General features: G+C 70.3%; 12 protein-coding genes. 8 read left to right on the top strand and 4 right to left on the bottom strand.

The features are described from left to right. The first annotated feature begins 28 nt into the window (after positions 1–28). The 4 genes from J2S57_RS02775 (at position 29) to ilvC (ending at position 6415) form a co-directional block, all read left to right on the top strand. Entirely contained in the window at positions 29–2767 is a 2739-nt protein-coding gene (locus J2S57_RS02775; RefSeq protein ID WP_307237913.1) for a putative bifunctional diguanylate cyclase/phosphodiesterase, read from the top strand. A 238-nt stretch (positions 2768–3005) separates the two neighbouring features. After that, a complete protein-coding gene (locus tag J2S57_RS02770) occupies positions 3006–4814 on the top strand; it encodes an acetolactate synthase large subunit (protein ID WP_307237911.1) in 1809 nt (602 codons plus the stop codon). 11 nt (positions 4815–4825) lie between these two features. Then, positions 4826–5341, top strand: coding sequence for an acetolactate synthase small subunit (gene ilvN, locus J2S57_RS02765; protein WP_307237909.1), 516 nt, complete (start codon positions 4826–4828; stop codon positions 5339–5341). A 42-nt stretch (positions 5342–5383) separates the two neighbouring features. Beyond that, positions 5384–6415: a ketol-acid reductoisomerase gene (gene ilvC / locus J2S57_RS02760; protein WP_307237907.1), complete on the top strand. Its 1032-nt coding sequence runs from the start codon at positions 5384–5386 to the stop codon at positions 6413–6415. 140 nt (positions 6416–6555) lie between these two features. Here the strand turns inward: ilvC and J2S57_RS02755 are convergent, their stop codons facing one another. Then, complete coding sequence (locus J2S57_RS02755; protein WP_307237905.1) at positions 6556–6939, bottom strand: VOC family protein; 384 nt, start codon at positions 6937–6939, stop codon at positions 6556–6558. Between the two features lie 124 nt (positions 6940–7063). On the opposite strand from J2S57_RS02755, the gene J2S57_RS02750 reads away from it, so the two are divergent. From J2S57_RS02750 to cimA, 3 genes are all read left to right on the top strand, one after another. Beyond that, on the top strand, positions 7064–8128 hold the full coding sequence (locus J2S57_RS02750) for a 3-isopropylmalate dehydrogenase (protein ID WP_307237903.1): 1065 nt from the start codon (positions 7064–7066) through the stop codon (positions 8126–8128). A 188-nt stretch (positions 8129–8316) separates the two neighbouring features. Beyond that, positions 8317–9402: a branched-chain amino acid aminotransferase gene (locus J2S57_RS02745; RefSeq protein WP_307237901.1), complete on the top strand. Its 1086-nt coding sequence runs from the start codon at positions 8317–8319 to the stop codon at positions 9400–9402. Between the two features lie 250 nt (positions 9403–9652). Then, the gene (gene cimA, locus J2S57_RS02740) at positions 9653–11245 is read left to right on the top strand and encodes a citramalate synthase (RefSeq protein WP_307237899.1); all 1593 of its coding nucleotides are present in this window, start codon (positions 9653–9655) and stop codon (positions 11243–11245) included. A 69-nt stretch (positions 11246–11314) separates the two neighbouring features. Here the strand turns inward: cimA and J2S57_RS02735 are convergent, their stop codons facing one another. Both J2S57_RS02735 and J2S57_RS02730 read right to left on the bottom strand, forming a co-directional pair. Further along, a complete protein-coding gene (locus J2S57_RS02735) occupies positions 11315–12415 on the bottom strand; it encodes an NHL repeat-containing protein (protein ID WP_307237897.1) in 1101 nt (366 codons plus the stop codon). An 83-nt stretch (positions 12416–12498) separates the two neighbouring features. Continuing rightward, the gene (locus tag J2S57_RS02730) at positions 12499–13419 is read right to left on the bottom strand and encodes a 3-methyladenine DNA glycosylase (protein ID WP_370882431.1); all 921 of its coding nucleotides are present in this window, start codon (positions 13417–13419) and stop codon (positions 12499–12501) included. On the opposite strand from J2S57_RS02730, the gene J2S57_RS02725 reads away from it, so the two are divergent. After that, positions 13412–14206, top strand: a complete 795-nt coding sequence (locus tag J2S57_RS02725; RefSeq protein WP_307237893.1) for a fumarylacetoacetate hydrolase family protein — start codon at positions 13412–13414, stop codon at positions 14204–14206. The two genes, J2S57_RS02730 and J2S57_RS02725, sit on opposite strands and share 8 nt — an antisense overlap. A gap of 697 nt (positions 14207–14903) precedes the next feature. Here J2S57_RS02725 and J2S57_RS02720 read toward each other — a convergent pair. After that, the gene (locus J2S57_RS02720) at positions 14904–17501 is read right to left on the bottom strand and encodes a putative bifunctional diguanylate cyclase/phosphodiesterase (protein ID WP_307237891.1); all 2598 of its coding nucleotides are present in this window, start codon (positions 17499–17501) and stop codon (positions 14904–14906) included. Positions 17502–17776 lie beyond the last annotated feature (275 nt).

Below are 17776 nucleotides of genomic sequence, written 5' to 3'. Positions count from 1 at the left end.
CACCCGCGCGGCGGTTACTGTCGTCACCGTGGTGCCGGCGATCCTGATGGCGGCCGCGGCCGTCGGGGCCGGGGCCTCCTGGCTGTACGCCGTGATCCGGGCGCGGGGCCGCGCGCGCAACCTGCTCACCCCGGCCATCGCCGCCGCCGGGCTGTGCTGGGCCCTCGGCTCGGCCGGGGCCCGGCTGCTCGACCCCGTCGACGGGCTGCTCGCCGGGCAGGTCGCCGACTTCCTGATGGTGACGGCCGCGGCCGGGCTGGCGACCGCGACGGCCATCAACACCGACCGCATCGTGCCGGTGCGCCGCCCGGGCGTCGGCGTGGCCGAGGCCGCCGTGCTGAGTCTCAGCGCCGCCACCCTGACCTGGGTCGCCGTCGACGGCCCGCCCCGCCTGCCGCCCAGCACCGTGTTCTCGCTCCTGCCCGCCGTTCTCGACCTCGTCGCCCTGCTCACCGTGCTGCGCCTGCCCACCCGCACCTCCTTCGAGGCGTCCCGCGCCGGGCTGATCGGCTACGTCGGGCCGGAGGGCAACCGCGCGCCGGGCCGCAGCTGGGGCCTGCTCGTCACGGCCCTCACCGCCGTGCTCGCCGCCGACCTGCTGCGCGGCCCCCGGGTGCTCGGCATCCCGCGCTGGCCGGGGGTTCCCGACGCCGTGCTGGTGTCGGCCGTGGTGCTCGGCTGCCTCCTGCTCACCGTCTACAACGTGCGCCTGAGCCGGGTGCCGGTGTCCTCCCCCGGCCGGCCGGAACGCTCCGCCGACGACGTCCGGTTCCTGCCCCGCCGCCGGGGCCGGGTCGTGCCCTACGGCGTGGCGCTCGCCGCCCCGCTGGCCGTGGCGATGCAGGCGGCCGCGGGCGCCGCCGGGCCGATCGTCTACTCGTCGCTGGGGTGCCTGGCCGTCGCCTTCGTGGTCTGGCAGACCCTTCTGCTGCTGGAGCAGGACGACCTGCTGCGCGCCCAGGTCGAGGCCCGGGGCCGGCTGGCCGCCCTGGTCGAGAACACCAGCGACCTGCTGCTGCGGCTGGACACCAACGGCCGCGTGCTCGCCGTCAACGGCGCCGTCACCCGTCTCCTGCACCGGCGTCCCGCGTCCGTCGTGCACCGACCCTTCGAGGAGCTCGCCCACGACCAGCGGGCCGTGCGCGAGCGGGTGCTCGAGGTGACTCGCGGGCACCGCGAGGCCGCCGAGATCGAGGTGCGCCTGGCCCCGCCCGCCACCGGCACCGCCCAGCTGCGGCTGCGCGCGGTCGAGGGCGGCGCCGTGGCCAACCTCAACGACGTCACCGACTCGGTCGAGCTGCGGCAGCGGCTGGAGCGTCTGGCCCGCTTCGACCAGATGACCGGCCTGGCCAACCGCAACCACCTGCTCGAGGAGGTCCGCACCTGGCTGGCCCCGGGGCCCGGTGAGCCGGTCGCCGTGCTCTACGCCGACCTCGACGGGTTCAAGGCCGTCAACGACCGTTTCGGGCACGCCTGGGGCGACCGGGTGCTGGTGGACGTGTCGGCCCGCCTCGACGCGGTCGCCGGGGGAGTGGACGCGCGGCGCGTGATCGTCGCGCGGGTCGGCGGCGACGAGTTCGTCCTCGCGCTGGAGGGGGTCGACGCGGCCACCGCCGAGACCGCCGCCCAGCGGCTCGTCGAGGCGGTCACCCCGCCGTTCCGGGTGGGTGGGCGCACCGTCGAGCTGGGCGTCAGCGTGGGCCTGGCCCAGGGCGACGGCACGGCCGACGAGGCCGCCCTCGTGCACCGCGCCGACCTGGCCATGTACGCCGCCAAGGCCGACGGCCGCAGCCGCTGGGAACGCTGGCGGCCCGAGCTCGAGGAGCGGGTGCGTCGCCGGGTCGACCTGGCCATCGGCCTGCGTGACGCGTTGCGGCGGGGGCACCTGTCGGTGGCCTACCAGCCGATCGTGCGGCTGGCCGACGGGCACGTCCAGGGGGTCGAGGCCCTGCTGAGGCTGCCCCCCGGCTTCGAGCGCGACGGCGTGGTCAGCCCGGCCGAGCTGGTCGAGATCGCCGAGGACACCGGGGCGATCACCGAGCTCGGCGAGTGGGTGCTGCGCCAGGCCGTGACCCAGGCCGCGAGCTGGCCGGGTATCTCGGTGAGCGTCAACATGTCGGTGGCGCAGTTGGTCTCCCCGGCCTTCGTGCAGCTGGTCACCGGAATGCTCGACGCGGCCGGCCTGCCCCCGTCGCGTCTGGTGCTGGAGCTGACCGAGAGCCAGCTCGTCGACCACACCGGCCCCGCGCCCGCCGCCCTGCAGGCCCTGCGCGACGCCGGCATCCGCCTGGCCATCGACGACTTCGGCACCGGCTACTCGTCGCTGTCCTACCTGCTGCGGATGCCGGTCACCGCGGTCAAGATCGACCGCTCGCTGCTGGCCGGGCTGGGCACCGACCCGCGGGCCGCCCGGCTGCTCGAGGGGGTGGTGCTGATGGCGCGCGGGCTCGAGCTGGCGACCGTTGCCGAGGGCATGGAAGACCTGGCCACCGCCCGCGCCCTGCGTGATCTCGGGGTGCAGGCCGGTCAGGGTTTCGCGCTGTCGAAACCGCTGCCGGCCTCCCGGGTGCGGGCGCTGCTGCGGTCCGGCCCGATCGATCTGGAGGGGCCGCCGACGGACGACGCGGTCACCGGGGCGGGCCCGTCACCCGCGGGGGAAACGGGCGAAAGACCGGAAAACGCCGGTGCCTCACGGGTGCTCGATCTGCCCGTTTCGCCGCGGGTGGTGCCGGTGCCCGAGGAACGGTCAGGCCGTCTCAGTCAGTGAGACCATCCGCGTCCCGATTGACATCCCCGTCATCCGGGGGCAACGTGTGAGCGTGCGTAAGACTCTCGTACTTGGACGGCGCGCCCGCTGAGGTCATGAAGACCCGCGAGCGCGCGACCCCTTGTGCCCATTGGGCCGAGGGGTCTTTTCGTCCCTGCCGACAGTTGCACGCCGTTCACCTGTTGGCACCGACCAGTCCGATGCACAGCAGTGATCCGACGAGCGAAGGAACCCCCTGATGCCCGGCCAGTCCCACACCGAGCCCACCCGCGCCGCGTCCACCGCGCCCCAGGTCGCCGCCGAGCCGATGACCGGGGCCCAGAGCCTCGTCCGCTCGCTCGAGTCGGTCGGTGTAGACACGGTTTTCGGTATCCCCGGCGGGGCGATCCTCCCGCTCTACGACCCGTTGATGGACTCCACGAAGATTCGTCACATCCTGGTCCGCCACGAGCAGGGTGCCGGGCACGCGGCCGAGGGCTACGCCCAGGCCACCGGCCGGGTCGGGGTCTGCATGGCCACGTCCGGCCCGGGGGCGACCAACCTGGTCACCGCCATCGCCGACGCCTACATGGACTCGGTGCCGATGGTCGCGATCACGGGCCAGGTCAACAGCAAGCTGATCGGGACCGACGGGTTCCAGGAGGCGGACATCGTCGGCATCACCATGCCGATCACCAAGCACAACATGCTGATCACCGACGCCGCGGACATCCCGCAGGCGATCGCCGAGGCCTTCCACATCGCCGGCACCGGCCGCCCGGGCCCGGTCCTGGTCGACGTGCCGAAGGACATCCTCCAGGCGCAGACCACCTTCTCCTGGCCGCCGAAGCTCGACCTGCCCGGCTACCGCGCCGTGACCCGGCCGCACAACAAGCAGATCCGCGAGGCCGCCCGCCTGCTCACCACGGCCTCGCGCCCGGTGCTCTACGTCGGCGGCGGTGTGCTCAAGGCGCAGGCCAGCGCCGAGCTCAAGCGCCTCACCGAGGCCACCGGCGCCCCGGTCGTCACCACCCTGATGGCCCTCGGCGCCCTGCCCGACTCGCACCAGCAGAACCTGGGCATGCCGGGCATGCACGGCACCGTCGCGGCGGTGACCGCGCTGCAGAAGGCCGACCTGATCGTCAGCCTGGCGGCGCGTTTCGACGACCGGGTCACCGGCAACCTCGACTCGTTCGCCCCGCACGCCAAGGTCGTGCACGCGGACATCGACCCGGCCGAGATCGGCAAGAACCGCATCGCCGACGTGCCCATCGTCGGTGACGCCAAGGAGGTCATCGCCGAGCTGACCCTGGCCGTCGAGGCGGAGCACCAGGCCGGCCACCGTGCCGACCTCACCGCCTGGTGGACCCAGCTCGACGGCTGGCGCGAGTCCTTCCCGCTGGGCCACGCCCCGGCCCCGGAGGGCGAGGTCTCCCCGCAGGACGTGATCCGCCGCATCGGTGAGATCTCCGGGCCGGAGTCGATCTACGTGGCCGGCGTGGGCCAGCACCAGATGTGGGCCTCGCAGTTCATCAAGTACGAGAACCCGCACACCTGGATCAACTCCGGCGGCGCGGGCACGATGGGCTTCGCGGTGCCGGCCGCGATGGGCGCGAAGGCCGGCAGCCCTGACAGCGTGGTCTGGGCCATCGACGGCGACGGCTGCTTCCAGATGACCAATCAGGAACTGGCCACCTGCGTGATCAACCAGATCCCGATCAAGGTCGCCGTCATCAACAACTCCAGCCTGGGCATGGTCCGGCAGTGGCAGAACCTGTTCTACAACGGGCGTTTCTCCAACACCGACCTGCACACCTCGGTCGGCAGCCGGATCCCCGACTTCGTGAAGCTGGCCGAGGCCTACGGCTGCGTCGGCCTGCGGTGCGAGAGCCCGGAAGACGTCGACGCGACGATCAAGAAGGCGATGGAGATCAACGACGTCCCCGTCGTCATCGACTTCGTCGTGTTCCGTGACGCGATGGTCTGGCCGATGGTGCCGGCCGGGGTCAGCAACGACCTGATCCAGATCGCCCGTGACACCCGCCCGGAATTCGACAGCGAAGGCTGAGGACGAAACAAGTGACGCACAAGCACACCCTGTCCGTGCTGGTCGAAGACCGGCCCGGTGTCCTCACCCGGGTCGCGGGCCTGTTCGCCCGGCGTGGTTTCAACATCCACTCGCTGGCGGTCGGCCCGACCGAGCACCCGGGCGTGAGCCGGATGACCGTCGTGGTCGACGTCGACGAGCTGCCGCTCGAGCAGGTCACGAAGCAGCTCAACAAGCTGATCAACGTGATCAAGATCGTCGAGCTCGAGCCCGGGGCCTCGGTGCAGCGCGAGATGCTGCTGGTGAAGGTCCGCGCCGACGCCACGACCCGCAGCCACGTGCTCGAGACCGTCGAGCTGTTCCGGGGGCACGTCGTCGACGTCGCGCCCGACGCGGTGACGATCGAGGCCACCGGCAGCCCGGACAAGCTCGCCGCCTTCCTCAAGGTGCTCGAGCCGTTCGGCATCCGCGAGCTCGCGCAGTCGGGCCTGATCGGTATCGGCCGCGGCAACCGCTCGATCACCGACCGGGCGCTCCGCAGCGCCTAACCTCTAACCGTCTGATCCTCTTCAACAAGGAGAACTAGCAACGTGGCAGCAAAGATGTACTACGACGCCGACGCCGACCTCTCGCTGATCGCCGGCAAGTCCGTCGCCGTCATCGGTTACGGCAGCCAGGGTCACGCCCACGCGCTGAGCCTGCGTGACTCCGGCGTCGACGTGCGCGTCGGCCTGGCCGAGGGCAGCAAGAGCCGCGCCAAGGCCGAGGCCGAGGGCCTGCGGGTCGTCAGCGTGGCCGAGGCCGTGCAGGAGGCCAACGTGGTCATGCTGCTCACGCCCGACCACATCCAGCGTCACGTGTACACCGAGTCGATCGAGCCGCACCTGGCCGAGGGCGACGCGCTGTTCTTCGGCCACGGCTTCAACATCCGCTTCGGCTACATCAAGCCCCCGGCCGGCGTGGACGTCTGCATGGTCGCCCCGAAGGGCCCGGGCCACCTGGTGCGCCGCGAGTACGTCGACGGCCGTGGCGTCCCCGTGATCGTGGCCGTCGAGGTCGACGCCACCGGCAAGGCCTGGGACCTGGCCCTGTCGTACGCCAAGGCGATCGGTGGCCTGCGCGCGGGTGGCATCAAGACCACCTTCACCGAGGAGACCGAGACCGACCTGTTCGGTGAGCAGGCCGTGCTCTGCGGCGGTATGTCGCAGCTGGTCATGTACGGCTTCGAGACGCTGACCGAGGCGGGCTACCAGCCCGAGGTCGCGTACTTCGAGTGCCTGCACGAGCTCAAGCTGATCGTCGACCTGATGTACGAGGGCGGCATCGCCAAGCAGCGCTGGAGCGTCTCCGACACGGCCGAGTACGGCGACTACGTGTCCGGCCCGCGCGTCATCGACGAGAAGGTCAAGGAGAACATGCAGGCCGTTCTCGCCGACATCAAGTCCGGTGCGTTCGCCGAGCGTTTCATCAACGACCAGGACGCCGGCGCCCCGGAGTTCAAGGCCCTGCGCGCCCAGGGTGAGAAGCACCCGATCGAGGCCACCGGCCGCGAGCTGCGCAAGCTGATGAGCTGGGTCAAGACCACCGACTCGGACTACGTCGAGGGTTCCGCCGGACGCTGATCCCGGACCTCACGCGTCAGGCCCCCGCTGCCCACGAGGCGCCGGGGGCCTTCGCACGTCCACGACGGCTTCTCCCTGATCGTGCGCGGTCGCGAACCACGAGAACGAGGGACGCGGCGGCGCCCCTCACGCACGAGGCGTCAGGGCAGCGGGGCGTACAGGTCGATATGGGTGCCGTCCGGATCCTGAACCGTCGCGTGGCGGCGTCCCCACGGGGCGTCGAGCGGCTCCCGGAACCCGTAACCGTCGTCGTCGAGCCAGGAGTAGAGCTCGTTGAGGGCCTCGGGCGAGTCGCAGCCCACCGCCAGCGTGACCCCGGTGCGCGGGGCGTCGGCGTCGATGTCCCAGCTGAGCTCGCGCAGCAGGTCCTCGGTGTAGAGCCGCAGGCGGAACCCGCCCAGGTCGGCGATCACCGTGCCGTCCCTCCCGCCGGGGGAGAACGAGACCCCCAGGCGCTGGTAGAAGGCGATCGACTTGTCCAGGTCGGCGACCACCACACCGACGGCGTCCATCCGGAATCCCATGGCGGTCACCCTATGCAGGTGAGAGGCGCGGGCCAGCCGGGACGCGCGTCCGTCCACCAAAAACCCTATCCACATAATGAGATCCGGCGACCGGCATCCGGACGCGGGAGGTAATATCGCGGCCATGAGCACCTCGACCGCCCCCACGTCCGTCCGCCTCGCCGTCATCCCGGGCGACGGCATCGGCCCGGAGGTGGTGAACGAGGGCCTCAAGGTCCTCAACGCGGCGGTCGGCAACGAGGTGTCCTTCGAGACCACCGAGTACGACCTCGGTGCTCGCCTCTGGCACAAGACCGGCGAGACACTGCCCGACTCCGTGCTGGCCGAGATCCGGCAGCACGACGTCATCCTGCTCGGCGCGATCGGTGATCCCGGTGTGCCCAGCGGTGTTCTGGAGCGGGGCCTCCTGCTGCGCCTGCGGTTCACACTCGACCACTACGTGAACCTGCGCCCGGCGCGGCTGTACCCGGGCGTCACCTCGCCCCTGGCTCCTCACGTCCTCGAGAACGGCCTCGACTTCGTCGTGGTCCGCGAGGGCACCGAGGGTCCGTACGTCGGCAACGGCGGCGCGGTGCGCACGGGTACGCCCCACGAGATCGCCACCGAGGTCAGCGTCAACACCGCGTTCGGTATCGACCGGGTGGTGCGTGACGCGTTCCGTCGCGCCGCCGCCCGTCCGCGCAAGCACCTCACCCTGGTGCACAAGCACAACGTGCTCACCCACGCCGGGCACCTGTGGCGTCGCACAGTCGAAGCGGTCAACGCCGAGTTCCCCGACGTCACCACCGACTACCTGCACGTCGACGCGGCCACCATCTTCATGGTGCAGAACCCGGGCCGGTTCGACGTGATCGTCACCGACAACCTGTTCGGCGACATCATCACCGACATCGCGGGTGCCATCGCCGGCGGCATCGGCCTGGCCGCGTCGGGCAACATCAACCCCGACCGCAGCGCCGCCCCGAGCATGTTCGAGCCGGTCCACGGCTCCGCGCCCGACATCGCCGGTCAGGGCAAGGCCGACCCGACCGCCACCGTGCTGTCCGTCGGCATGCTCCTCGAGCACATCGGCCTCGACAAGGCCGCCCAGAAGGTCGAGCAGGCCGTGGCCGAAGACCTCGCCGCGCGTGGCGACCGAGTACGCACCACGTCGGAGATCGGCGAGGCCATCGCCTCGCGTCTCGCCTGACCGCAAGCCTGAAGCACCACCTCGGCCGGTCGGGTGAAACCCGACCGGCCGAGTCACGTCCGGGACGGTTGCCGCAAGAAAGCCGGCCGCCCGGTACTCACCAGGCTCACGCGCTTTCCCCGCTGCTACCGTCGTCAGCAGATTCTTTCCGGTCCTCCACCCGGACCGGTTTGCGAGGGAGTATCGCGATGACAGCGCTCACGTTCAGCTCGACCCGTAACCCGCGGCCCGCCACCGATGAGCGGCGCGCGGCGATCCATGCCCAGCCCGGGTTCGGCAAGTACTTCACCGACCACATGGTCTCGATCGACTGGGACGCCGAGAAGGGCTGGCACGACGCCGGTCTGATCCCCTACGGCCCGATCCAGCTCGACCCGGCCGCCGCGGTGCTGCACTACGCCCAGGAGATCTTCGAGGGGCTCAAGGCCTACCGGCACGCCGACGGCTCGGTCTGGGCGTTCCGGCCCGAGGCCAACGCGGCCCGGCTGGCCCGGTCGGCCCGTCGTCTGGCGCTGCCCGAGCTGCCCGAAGAAGACTTCCTGGCCAGCATCGACCTGCTCGTCAACACCGACCAGGCCTGGGTCCCCGACCACGCGAGCGGTGAGAGCAGCCTCTACCTGCGGCCGTTCATGTACGCGTCGGAGACCTTCCTGGGCGTCCGCCCGAGCAAGCAGGTGCGCTACCTGCTGATCGCGTCGCCGGTCGGCCCGTACTTCTCCGGCGGGGTCAAGCCGGTCAGCATCTGGCTGTCGAGCACCTACACCCGCGCCGCGGCCGGCGGCACCGGGGCGGCCAAGTGCGGCGGCAACTACGCGGCCGGTCTGGCGGCGCAGCTCGAGGCCGAGGCGCACGGTTGCGAGCAGGTCTGCTTCCTCGACGCGGCCGAGCACCGCTGGGTCGAGGAGCTCGGCGGCATGAACATCTACTTCGTCAAGAACGACGGCACGCTGGTCACGCCGACGGTCTCGGGCACGATCCTCGAGGGCATCACGCGTTCGTCGATCCTCACCCTGGCGGGCGAGATGGGGCTGAAGGTCGAGGAGCGCCCGATCAGCATCGACGAGTGGCGTGACGGCGTCGCCTCCGGCGAGATCACCGAGGTCTTCGCCTGCGGCACGGCCGCGGTCATCACGCCGCTGGGCCGCCTGGCCTGGGAGGGCGGGGAGCTCGAGATCCCCACCGGCGAGGTCGCGATGAAGATCCGGGCCTCGCTGCTCGACGTGCAGTACGGCCGGGCCGAGGACACCCACGGCTGGATGCGCAAGCTCGCCTGATCCTCTTCGGCGACCACCGCACTGAGCACGCGTCGGCACCCACGGGTGCCGACGCGTCCCTCATTCTGTGGAGGGTTTTCATAAACGGCTGTGGCAGAATCACCCCCAGCATGAACACCAGCGTCGTGATTATTCGCGGGCGCGTCGGCACGGCCTAGACACGGGCATCGTCGACGCGCAGACCTCTCGCATTCGCGGGGGGTCTTTTTTCATGCTGAAACCAGCACCCACGACCAGAGGCGAGCATCCGATGGAGAGCAACCCCAGTACCTTCCAGGTCTACGACACCACCCTGCGCGACGGCGCCCAGCAGGAGGGGCTCAGCCTCTCGGTGCAGGACAAGCTGGCGATCGCGGGTCATCTGGACGAACTGGGCGTCGGCTTCATCGAAGGTGGCTGGCCGGGCGCGATTCCGAAGGACACCGAGTTCTTCCGCCGCGCCACCACCGAACTCGACCTGAAGAACGCGGTGCTCACCGCGTTCGGCGCCACCCGCAAGGCGGGCGTGAAGGTGCACGAGGACCCGCAGGTGCGGGCCCTCCTCGACTCCCTCGCCCCGGCCGTCACACTCGTGGCCAAGAGCGACATCCGGCACGTGGAGCGCGCTCTGCGCACCACCGGCGACGAGAACCTGGCCATGGTCACCGAGACCGTGCGGCATCTGCGCGAGCAGGGACGCCGCGTGTTCCTCGACGCCGAGCACTTCTTCGACGGTTACGCCTTCGACCAGGCCTACGCCCTCGAGGTCGTGCGGGCCGCGGCCGAGGCGGGGGCCGAGGCGATCGTGCTGTGCGACACCAACGGCGGCATGCTGCCGAACCAGGTGGCCGACGTGGTGCACGACGTCCGCTCGGCCTCGGGTGCCGACCTGGGCATCCACTGCCACAACGACACCGGCTGCGCCGTCGCGAACTCGCTGGCGGCGGTCGACGCGGGCGTCATCCAGGTGCAGGGCACGCTCAACGGTTACGGCGAGCGCACCGGGAACGCCGACCTGATCACGGTTCTCGCCGATCTCGAGCTGAAGCTGAACCGGCTCGTGCTGCCCGACGGCCGGATCCGCGACATCACCCGCATCGCGCACGCGGTCAACGAGATCGCCAACGTGACGCCGTACAACCGTCAGCCCTACGTGGGGGCCTCGGCGTTCGCGCACAAGGCCGGCCTGCACGCCAGCGCGATCAAGGTCGACCCGGACCTCTACCAGCACATCGATCCGGAGGCCGTGGGCAACGACATGCGCATGCTGGTCTCGGACATGGCCGGGCGGGCGTCGATCGAGCTCAAGGGCCGGGAGCTGGGTTTCGACCTGTCCAGCGACCGCGAACTGCTGGGCCGGGTCACCGACCGGGTGAAGCACCTGGAGGCCCGCGGTTACACGTTCGAGGCCGCGGACGCGTCGTTCTCGCTGCTGCTGCACGAGGAGGTGCACGGCACCCGCCCACTGTTCTGCGAGGTGGAGAGCTGGCGGGTGATCACGGAATCCCGCGGTCCGGAATCGGTTTGCGAGGCCACGGTGAAGCTGACCGCCGGGGGAGAGCGACGGGTGGCCACGGCCGAGGGCAACGGCCCGGTCAGTGCACTCGACCACGCGCTGCGTCAGGCGCTGCTGCCGGTCTACCCGGAGCTGGAGCGGATGAAGCTGACCGACTTCAAGGTCCGCATCCTCGACGGGGAATCGGCCACCGACGCGGTGACCCGGGTGCTGGTCGAGACCACCGGGGCCGGTGCGGTGTGGCAGACCGTGGGTGTCGGCACGAACATGGTCGACGCGAGCTGGCAGGCGCTGCTGGAGAGTTTCGTCTACGGGCTGGCGTCCTCCGGGGTCCGGTCGCAGGTCTGATCTCTTGTGCCCGGCACCAGGAACGGACGACGTGGGCACCCCGGGTGCCCACGTCGTCCGTTCCTGGTCTTACTTCAGCAGGGTCTCGATGCCGCGCATCGTCTTCTTGCCCAGCGGCACGATCTGGTAGCTCGCCGACTCCGGGTTCGCCACGCCGAAGCGGGCGTTCACGGTCCACAGCGTGTGGTTGACGAACGCGCCCGTGCTCGGGACGTCGAGCTGCGGGGACGTCAGCGTCTTCTTCCAGGTGGCGCGCCAGCCCTTGCTGTTGTGGTGCAGCTTGAGCGCCTCCACGGCGTTCTGGCTGTTGCCGCGCACCACGAAGAGCGTGTGGCCCTTGCGCTCCAGGCCGTCGCCGCCGGTGATCCCGGGACCGCGCTTGACCAGGATGTTCCTGGCCTGACCGGTGTACGGGCTGACGGTGTAGATGCCGCCCGCGGTGCTGTTGTTCAGCAGGATCGTGCCGTCCCACAGGTTGCTGATGCCGTTGGCGCCGTTCTTGCCCGCGACGGTCGCCGGCCACTCACCCTTGAGCGGGACGAGGTCCTGGCGGCCGGTCCAGGCGCCGGTCTTCGGGCTCAGGTCGAGGCGCAGCAGCCGGTCGACCTGGGAGTCGGTCACCCACACGCCGTGCGGCTCGACCAGCACGTCGTTGAGGAACTTCGCGCCGGGGATCTCGATGCGGTGCTTGACCGCACCGGTGGTCACGTCGACCGCGAGAACGATGCCCTGGCTGCCGTCCTGACCGGCGACCCACAGCAGGTTCGAGCGCTTGTCCCACTCCATGCCACGCACCGAGCGGCCCGTGACACCGGCCGTGAGCTGACGCGTGGTGCCGGTCTTGAAGCTGCCGGCCAGGATCCGGCCGTCGGCGAGCGAGCCGACGTAGAACGCGCGGGCGGCACCGGACGTGATGCCCTCGGGCCGGAAGCCGGTGGGAAGGCTGATCGGCTTGAGGGATGTGCTGCTCGACGCTGTGCCCAGGCGTGCTTGGTCGGGCTGGACCGAGTTGAGCTGGGGGGACAGCGCCGAGCCCGCCGGGGAGACCGCCGGGGTCGCGGCGGAGGACTCCCCGGCGAGTGCGGGGGAAGCGAGCAGGGCCGTGCCGATCACCGCCGCGCCGGCGGCGATGCGGACGCGCCCGAGATACGTGAGCCTTCTCGTATTCATACGTCACAGGGTCATTCAGATCGCGCTGGGACGCGGCTGGGAACACACCGAACGTTTGGCCTACTGGCACGTCAACTGGTCGGTCAACTGAGCACCTCGGCCCCCGTGAGCACCGCTGTCACCGCGATCAGCCGGGCCCGCAGAGCCTGCGACCGCTCGGCGAATTCTCGCTGACGCCGCGCGTACTCGGCCTTGCCCTCCGGCGTCTCGATCTTCACGGCCGGCTCGCCGTAGGACGTGAGGTCGTAGGGCGAGGCCTGCATGTCGAGCATCCGGATGTCGCGCGCCAGCTCGAAACAGTCGAGCGACAGGTCGCCGGGCACGGCCGGGCCCAGCTTGGTGGCCCACTTGTGGCTGTCCATCGAGGCGTGCAGGCAGCCGGGCTGATCCAGGTCGACCTGGGTGTCGCGCGTGGGCTGCAGCTTGTTGAGACCCACCGCCTCCGGAGTGAAGAACCGGAACGCGTCGAAGTGGGTGCAGCGGATCTGGTGCCTCTCGACCACCGCGTCGGTGCCGTCCTGCCCCAGGCGCAGGGGGAGCGGGTGCCGGTGCTCACCCTGGCGGTAGACCATGGCCCACTCGTGCAGCCCGAAACACCCGGTGAACACGGGACGCTCTGAGATCGAGGTGAGCAGCCGGTGGATGAACCGCACCGAGTCACCCCGGTCGCGCATGAACTGGTCGGCGTCGAAGCCGACGCTGCCGTCCTGTGCTTTGGAGTACCAGCGCCAGTTCTCGTGCTGCTCGCTCCGGTCGAGCCGCGAGCCGACCCCCGGGTGCCAGCGCCGCAGCACGGCCGGGCGGGTGGAGTAGTAGTCGTAGAGGAAGTCTTCGACGGCGTGCTTGGTGTGCGTGGCCCGGCGCTCGCGGTGGCCGGCGGTGAGGGCGTCGGCGCGGGCCTCGTGCTGCTCCTGAAGGGGGTGCCATTCGGGCCGGGTCAGGAGCGTGGTCACCGCCCCAGTATCTCCCAGGGGGTAATGGCATAGGTTTGGCGTCGTGCTCATCGCGAGATTCACCACCGGCGAAGACCCTCGGTACGCGATCGTGGAGGGCGGGCAGGGCAGCGGTTTCCTGCACGTCATCAGCGGCGATCCGCTCTACCAGACCGTCCAGATGACCGGTGAGAAGGTCCGGTTCGACGACTCGGTGCGCCTGCTCGCGCCGGTCATCCCGCGGAGCAAGGTGGTGGCGGTCGGCAAGAACTACGCCGACCACGTCGCCGAGATGGCCTCCACGCCGGGTGAGGCCCCGCCCGCCGAGCCGCTGCTGTTCTTCAAGCCGAACACCTCGGTCATCGGCCCGGGCGATCCGATCGTGCTGCCCCGCCAGTCCACGAACGTGCACTACGAGGGCGAGCTCGCCATCGTGATCGGCAAGCTCTGCAAGGACGTGCCGGTCGAGCGTGTGAACGAGGTCATCCTCGGCTACACGGTCGCGAACGACATCACGGCCCGCGACCTGCAGAAGTCCGACGGTCAGTGGGCGCGCGCCAAGGGGTTCGACACGTTCTGCCCGATCGGCCCCTACCTCGTGCTCGACGCCGACCCCACCGACGTGCGCGTCACCACACGCCTCAACGGCGAGACCCGGCAAGACGGCCGCACGTCGCAGCTCATCCACAAGATCCCCGAGATCGTCGCCTACATCTCGGCCGCGTTCACGCTGTTGCCGGGTGACATCATCCTCACCGGCACGCCCGCCGGTGTCGGCCCCATGGTCGCGGGCGACCGCGTCGAGGTCGAGATCGAGGGCATGGGCGTGCTGAGCAACCCGGTCGTCTCGCGCGACTGACGAAGCCGAGCGCCTTCTCCGCCCCGTGCGGCCGGGTGTTCTGCCGGGCGTCGAGGGCGAGGGTGCGCTGTCGTCACCAGGTACGGGCTCGCGCCCACCCTTCTCGACGCTGGGGTTGGCATGGGTTTGTCTGGCTGGGTGTTGTGCCGGGCGTCGAGGGCGAGGGTGCGCCGTCGTCACCAGATACCGGCTCGCGCCCACCCCTCTCGACGCTGGGGTTGGCGTGGGCTTGTCCAACAGGGTGTTGAGGTTGGCGTGGGCTTGTCTGGCTGGGGGCTGAGGTTGGCGCGGGCTTGTCTGGCTGAGCGCTGAGGCCGGCTGGGCACGTCTGCCTGGCACGTCTGCCTGGCACGTCTGGCTGACACGTCGGGCCTGTCCAGCTCTGCCGATTGCGCGAGACGGGTTGAACCACGACGGGTCGAACCACGGGCACGGTGCGTTGGAGAGCGGTGCTTTCGATTATCGATAATCGAAAGCACCGCTCCTTCGCTTTCAGCTCGAATAGCCGACGCCCACCAGTTCGGCCGTGACCAAGCACGTTTCGCCCGCAGTGACCTTGAGCGGAAGAACGAGGCCGCCGGAACACCCGACCACGAACTCCGCTTACTCGAGGCATCGATCCGGGTGCCCAGGTGGGTCTCGCAGCGCTGCCGGTGGGGTCTCAGCCAGGTGCGTCTGCAGCGCTGCCTGTGGGGTCTCAGCGAGCCTCGGCGAGATGGCCTTCGCGGGCGGCGAGCCAGTCCATGAAGCTGTCGAGAGGCATCGGGGCGGCGAGGAAGAAGCCCTGCATGTTGGAACAGCCCATGCGCTGCAGCTCGGCGCGGGTGGCGGCGTCTTCGACGCCCTCGGCCACCACGGCCAGGCGCAGGTTGGTGCCGAGATCCACGATGGAGCGCACGATCGCGGCGTCGTTGGGCTCGGCCAGCATGTTCATCACGAAGCTCTTGTCGATCTTGACCTCTTGCACCGGGAGCTGGCGCAGGTAGGACAGCGACGAATAGCCGGTGCCGAAATCGTCGATGGACAGGCCCACCCCGAGTGAGTGCAGCTGGTCGAGCACGATCTGGGTGCGCGCCGGGTCGCGGATGACCGAGCTCTCGGTGATCTCGAGGATCAGCGACTTGGCCGGCACCCCGTGGCGGTTGAGCAGCGACTGGACGTTCTCGATCAGCGTCTCGTTGAGATTGCTGCGGGCCGAGAGGTTCACGCTGACCGTGAGCCGGTGCCCGGCCCGCCGCCAGCGACCGCAGGCGGCCACGGCCTGTTCGAGCACGGCGTCGGTGAGTTGCGGGATCAGGCCGTTGCGTTCGGCCAGCGGGATGAAGGTGTCGGGGAAGAGGAGCCCGTGACGCGGGTGACGCCAGCGCACCAGGGCCTCGACGCCGAGCACCATGCCGGTGCGCAGACTGGCCTGGGGCTGCACGTAGACCTCGAGCTGACCGGTCGAGATGCCCTGCCGTAGTTCGGCCGTCAGCGCCAGGCGCTCCGGGGTCTCGTTGGCGTCGAGCCCCTTGTCGTAGACGTGCAGCCCGTTGCCGGAGTTCTTGGCGTAGTACATCGCCGCGTCGGCCCGCTTGAGCAACGTGTGACCGTCGGAACCGTGCAGCGGGGCCACGGCGATGCCGATCGAGACGCCGACCTCGACGTCGACCTCCTGGATGCTGACCGGCTGCTCCAGCCCGCAACGCAGGCTCGCGGCGACCTCGAGGGCGGCGGCCACGGTGTCGACAGCGGGCAGCAGCACGGAGAACTCGTCGCCCCCGGTGCGGGCGAGGATGCCCCGGCCGTTGAGCTTCGTGCGCAGCCGCTGCCCCACCTCCTGCAGCAGCAGGTCGCCCAGAGCCAGGCCGAACGTGTCGTTGACCTGCTTGAAGTTGACCAGGTCGAGGTTGAGCACGGCCAGGCCGGGGGAGCGGTCGCCCCGCATGTCACCGATCGCGATGACCATCTCCTGCTGCAGCAGGTTGCGGTTGGGCAGACCGGTGAGCTTGTCGTGCAGAGCATCGTGTTTCAGCCGGTCGACGAGCTGGCCGTTCTGCAGCGCCATGCTCGCGTGGTTGGCCACGGTCATCAGGAGCTGCACGTCGTCGGAGTCGAACGAGCGCACGTCGCTGATGCGGTCGCCGACCAGGATCGTGCCGACGATGCCCGCCTCACCGCGCAGCGGCACGAGCACGGCGTCGCGCAGGTCGCGGTCGCCCAGCAGCGAGCGGTGCGACCGGTCGCCGCGCGGGATCAGCAGCGGGCCACCGCTGTTGACCACCCCGGCCCAGCTCGGCTCGTTGGCCGCGGCCTCGCTCAGGCGCACCCGGCGCAGCTTGCCGCCGGAGCCCCGGCTGTCGATGCGCAGCGGCTGGTGGCCGGCCTCGGAGGAGACGAAGACGATCTCGGCGTAGTCGGCGCGAAGCACCTCGCGGGCGTGCTGGAGCACACCGGTGAGGATCTCGTTGACCTCGGGCGTGCTGCTCACGGCGTGACTGAAGCGGTAGAGCCGTTCCAGGCTGAGGTGCCGCTCGGACAGGGAGCAGTAGTTGCGGTAGGCCAGCAGGAGCAGCACCCCGGAGATGGCCAGCGGCACCGCGGCGCGGGCCTCGGCGTTCAGGGCGTGCACGGCGACCACCGCGATGCAGGTGACCCAGGCCGAGGTGGCGGCGCCCCGCGCGGCCTCGAGAAGCAGGTCGCGCCGCTTGGTCTCACCGTCGACCATCGCGATCACCACGTTGACGGCGACGGCCGAGAACAGCCCGCCGCAGATGGTCGCGATCAGCGCGGCGGCCCAGGCCCGCGGGTCGATGTGCACCCCGGAGCCGCGCACCAGGTTGAACAGCAGCAGCGACAGCACCGACTCGGCGAACAGCAGCGAGCCGTTGAAGAACACCTTGAGCGGCCCCTGCCGGCGCCAGAGCACCAGCACGGCCAGCCCGCCGACCAGGCGCCCCACCACGAAACTGCCCGGCGTGGCGAAGAACAGGCCCAGCACCGTGGCGATCTCGCTCATCGAGACCGCGCGGACCTGCCGGTGCCCGTTGACCTGCACCATCTGCACGACGACCTCGCAGACGGCGGCGAGCACGGCGACCGTGTACCAGTCGAGCCGCATCAGCTCGCCGCGTGCGCCCATCGCCTGGGTCGGCGGGGCCAGCCACAGCAGTGCACCGAGCCCGAGCAGCAGCACGCTGACCCCGACGATGCGCAGCTGGGTGAAGTCAGGACGGAGGCGGGTGCCGGTGCGCCCCGCACCCGGCCGTGCGGCCGACGGGGAGAGATCGGAGAGTCGGATGCCCGAGACCGCCACTCGTCACCCCCTGCGACCGGGGTCGCGGAGGCGTGCCTGAGCCCGGGCCGGATCGGCGATCGGAGCGACCCGAGCCGGCCGGACCGCGACCAGGCGCGGCATCAGGCCGTTCCCGGTCGAGCGCCACACCCGAAAACCAGTGCTTGAACTGTGAACATCCCCGTCCCCCGGTGATCACGCCCCCGATCGGGGCGCAGCTGAATCGCCGATACGCCAAGCGCGGAAGTCCGGACGAAACCTGTAGTGGACACCTTACCCATAGTCATGTCGCCGCT

This window comes from Kineosporia succinea, from assembly GCF_030811555.1.
GTDB classification, from domain to species: Bacteria; Actinomycetota; Actinomycetes; order Actinomycetales; family Kineosporiaceae; genus Kineosporia; species Kineosporia succinea.
The sequence above is the reverse complement of the archived record's forward strand: the minus strand, read 5'-3'. Positions and strand labels throughout refer to the sequence as shown.

What these genes read in the sequence shown, in the direction of transcription:
- J2S57_RS02770 (WP_307237911.1), top strand. Translation starts at nt 3,006, where the DNA reads ATGCCCGGCCAGTCCCACACCGAGCCCACCCGCGCCGCGTCCACCGCG.
- J2S57_RS02755 (WP_307237905.1), bottom strand. Translation starts at nt 6,939, where the DNA reads ATGGGATTCCGGATGGACGCCGTCGGTGTGGTGGTCGCCGACCTGGAC.
- J2S57_RS02750 (WP_307237903.1), top strand. Translation starts at nt 7,064, where the DNA reads ATGAGCACCTCGACCGCCCCCACGTCCGTCCGCCTCGCCGTCATCCCG.
- J2S57_RS02745 (WP_307237901.1), top strand. Translation starts at nt 8,317, where the DNA reads ATGACAGCGCTCACGTTCAGCTCGACCCGTAACCCGCGGCCCGCCACC.
- cimA (WP_307237899.1), top strand. Translation starts at nt 9,653, where the DNA reads ATGGAGAGCAACCCCAGTACCTTCCAGGTCTACGACACCACCCTGCGC.
- J2S57_RS02735 (WP_307237897.1), bottom strand. Translation starts at nt 12,415, where the DNA reads ATGAATACGAGAAGGCTCACGTATCTCGGGCGCGTCCGCATCGCCGCC.
- J2S57_RS02730 (WP_370882431.1), bottom strand. Translation starts at nt 13,419, where the DNA reads ATGAGCACGACGCCAAACCTATGCCATTACCCCCTGGGAGATACTGGG.